This is a genomic window from Escherichia sp. E3659 (genome assembly GCF_005781135.1).
Taxonomy (GTDB): domain Bacteria; phylum Pseudomonadota; class Gammaproteobacteria; order Enterobacterales; family Enterobacteriaceae; genus Escherichia.
In genome coordinates this window covers 1,047-4,605 of the sequence record NZ_VATQ01000011.1, presented here as the reverse complement: position 1 = coordinate 4,605, position 3,559 = coordinate 1,047, and the positions used below count along the sequence as shown (strand labels likewise).

The window sequence follows — 3,559 nt, the reverse complement described above, 5'->3', positions numbered from 1 at the left end:
CCATGGCAGTGTTCTGGCGATAGCGATGAACTCCAGAGTGAAGCTGATTTATCGTCCATCCGGTCTTAAGAACGGGAGGGAAAATGCTGAGAAGAAACTGACCATGGAGCAAAGGGGGGATATAACCTGGATAAAAAACCCCACCCCCTACTATATGGCAGTTGTCGGTGTGCAAACCAATGGCAGGGAGCTGAAACTCAGCGATAAGGTTACAAAAGAATTAACGCTGCTGGCACCCTTTAGCAGTGTATCTCTGGGAGTTAGTGTCCGTGGGAGCCTTAACATTGCCGCGATAAATGACTGGGGGGGAGTACAGAATTATGAAATTCATTAATCCTGTGCTGATAGCGGTATTATCTGTGAGTGTTGTCGGGTTTTCTGCGAATGTCCGGAGTGCGGATACCAAAACGGCCACATTTACCATTAATGCAACATTCACTGCCCCCAGTTGTGATATATCCATCCCAACGCAATTTTATAGTCTGGGAACATTAACACCGGGAGCAGCGAAAAAACACTCACCGCTTGAAATAAAGTGGACATGCGCAGGGAATATACCAGTAAAGACGGCAATTAAAGGTTCTGTTTCACAGGGGCAACTGGAATCGTCGAATGATAAGCTGCAAATGTTGCTAACAAAGGACAGTCAGCCTAATGGAACATATTTATGGCTGGAGAACAATAATACGCCTGTAAAACTGACAGGGCAGGATTCTGATGCATTCTGCAGTGACAGTACTGCCACAACCGGTGAGCGCCAGTGTGTCATTACACCGGTAACGGAAGTCCATAACACAGATCAGTTTGGTCCGGTTAAGGCTGCAGTGACATTTGAAGTTATATATCCATAATGTATTATTGCTTGCGCTCTCGCCTGTATTCTTTATGGGGTTTCCGAATGTTCATATATTATCCGTCATCTTTGATGAATATTCATGAAATGTGAGGGTTTCCGTCATGGATGATAAAAATACATATCAGAGATATCCATGAATACGCAAGATTCGTGACTGTTGCTTTGATACAGAATAGTCAGGCATTACACCAGTCGATTGGATTGCTGTTCAGAACGGGAGATTTTAATGAAACTCATTTCAGCAAAAGAGTCCATTATAATGTTAAAAAGATGCGTTGTTATTTTTGCGCAAATCGCGGTAAAGGTGAGGAACTTTAACTTTACGTTTAAGCCCTGCTTTTTGAACGTATTCATACTCTTTTTTTTATGTGAGGGGATCATTTTTTCATCACCGGTTTTTGCGACTGTTATATACGAAAAAAATCTTATAACACAATCGTCTTACAGAAAAACCAGTAAAGAATATAAACTACAGTTTAATAACCAGGATAACAATTATGAGGTCAGTAGTGTTACTGGTGACTGTGCATTCCGCAGTGGTATTATTACTTCAGCACAAAATAATGTCGACTGGAATGTGCAAATGGGGTTAACATCTCATTTTAGTGGAAATCAGACATACCTCGAAAACGTGCCTGTGACAGACTTTAATGGGATTGCATCACAGGTTGGCCGGAAGAGTGACTGGGCGGGGACATTTGGTCAATGGCTTCCCTCAGGACAGAGCTGGCGTAAAACAGGAGTTGGGACGGGATGGTATGGCTCACAGGCCGTGAACTTTCCTACTCCGGTGACCGTGGATGGGGGACCTGAAAGATTTGATATTACCATTCGTATGTGTCGTGGTGATGATGGTTCTTATATTAATGCAACGGGGCATTATGTAACCAGTGCTGTCAATTCGATGTCAGTAACGCCGACATCTGCAACGCTACAATCCCCGATGGGAACTATCGCTGTCGATCATGCTGAGATCACACTCAATGGGTTTATTCCATCGAAAATAGAGTTCACATCAAATGTTGCGAATACCACAACGGACTATACCCTCACATTACCGGAACCTGTGGATCCGAACTATGCAGGACAAAGTTACGATGCGGCATTCCAGTTTGAATACCGGGTAAATGCGACTAAACCCGGGAATTTTGTTATACCAGTGAATATTTCTGCCATATATCCGTAATAAAATGAGCAGAGTGCCAATCAGATGCAACAGGGACTCTGCCACAAAGAGATTACTGGACACAGGTCCTGAATAAGAAAAAGTAATCTCTTTATTTATGCACCGAATAACAATATGATATACAATTACTTTAGTCTGCAGCTATCCTTTAGCAGGAGTGGACATGCCAAGTAACTCTGGCTGTTATAATACATTTGCCAGTAAGCTACATATGGCTGAGGAATGTTTACCATTTTTTCAGCCCGTAGTGGATGCTGACTCTAATTTATGTGGTGTTGAAGTTCTGGCTCGCTGGAATATGCCCGATGGCAGGGTGTTATCTCCCGACCTGTTTATTTCTCAGGTGGTTCATGCCGGGCTATCCGGATTTATGGCAAGTATCCTATTAAGAAAGACCGCCGATATTTTACTGTCTTTAAAACCATTTTTACCGGTTGGTATGTTAATCACTTTTAATGCGGGGGCGCCAGACAATAATTCAGCGGAAATGATTTGTGCATGTAAACTGCTCCGGAAGCGTCTTATTCAACTCTGCCCTGTGCTGGTTTGTGAATTGACGGAGCACAGAGAATGGGGGAACTCTTCAGAAGATAATATATTTCTTGATAATCTGGACAGAGAAAATATATCTGTGGCACTGGACGATTTTGGAACAAAATATTCAAATCTTGATATGTTATCCAGGGTTAATGCAGAGTTTATGAAAATAGGGAGTTCATTCATTTATCGTGTGGATGAAGAACCATCTTCACACCGTCTGGCTGAATGTGTTATGTTTGCTGCAAACAAATTTTCTTTGCGAGTGATTGCAGAAGGTGTTGAAAATAAATGGCAGTATGAGTGGTTAAAAAAACAGGGGGTTAGATTATTTCAGGGGTATTATTTCTCCCCTCCATTATCGGCCGATCAATTAGCTACATTTGTAAACGCCGCGCGACCGGAAAAATACCTTTGAGCCTCAACTGATTAAGAAGAATCAGACCCGCATCACGCAGTTGGACAGCCAGATTTTGTCTCTGTACGCCAAGGGCATGATCATGTGGGAAATCGTCGATACGTTCTTCGGCTATCCGCCTGAGCGATCACCTTTAACAAGGTGGCAGTTACACAGAATTATTTACAGGGTCGAAGAAAACTACATGCACTGTTTGCTACTATAAATGGTTGCGTTTTACAGACACAGCATCAGGCTGCTGTTCTTCGACAACCACAGGAATATACAGTGTGCACATCACCTTACCCTGTTCATATTCAAGGACCAACACTTCAGGCTCTGCCCTTCTGACAGCCCGCATTTCCGGCAATATATTCAGATACAGATAGTACATCTGTTCAATATGTGTCTCCCGTTCAGTCTCAAACCGAACCTTCAGATATTTTCCTTCACTGTACGGAAACACCTTACCTTCCTGCCCTCCGGGAATGCCAATACCATTAACAACCCGATAGTGATACTTTTTATCCGATACAGGCGTTGCCCGGGTCACAACCCACAGCTCTCCCTGACGTTGTGATTT

Annotated in this window: 2 protein-coding genes and 4 pseudogenes; 5 read left to right on the top strand and 1 reads right to left on the bottom strand. The window is 43.0% G+C overall.

Annotation, left to right across the window (positions count from 1 at the left end):
- The 5 genes and pseudogenes from FEK47_RS11110 to FEK47_RS11090 all read left to right on the top strand — a co-directional run.
- Positions 1-334 (top strand): annotated as a pseudogene (locus FEK47_RS11110) (fimbrial chaperone protein); the annotation flags it as partial.
- Complete coding sequence (locus FEK47_RS11105) at positions 321-851, top strand: fimbrial protein (protein ID WP_135487917.1); 531 nt, start codon at positions 321-323, stop codon at positions 849-851. The pseudogene FEK47_RS11110 and the gene FEK47_RS11105, both read left to right, overlap by 14 nt.
- Positions 852-1,082: 231 nt before the next feature.
- The gene (locus FEK47_RS11100; protein WP_135487916.1) at positions 1,083-2,042 is read left to right on the top strand and encodes a hypothetical protein; all 960 of its coding nucleotides are present in this window, start codon (positions 1,083-1,085) and stop codon (positions 2,040-2,042) included.
- A 163-nt stretch (positions 2,043-2,205) separates the two neighbouring features.
- Positions 2,206-2,925, top strand: a pseudogene (locus FEK47_RS11095) (EAL domain-containing protein); the annotation flags it as partial.
- Between the two features lie 31 nt (positions 2,926-2,956).
- Positions 2,957-3,091: pseudogene (locus FEK47_RS11090) on the top strand (transposase); the annotation flags it as partial.
- Between the two features lie 105 nt (positions 3,092-3,196).
- Here FEK47_RS11090 and FEK47_RS11085 read toward each other — a convergent pair.
- A pseudogene (locus FEK47_RS11085) lies at positions 3,197-3,559 on the bottom strand (AraC family transcriptional regulator); the annotation flags it as partial.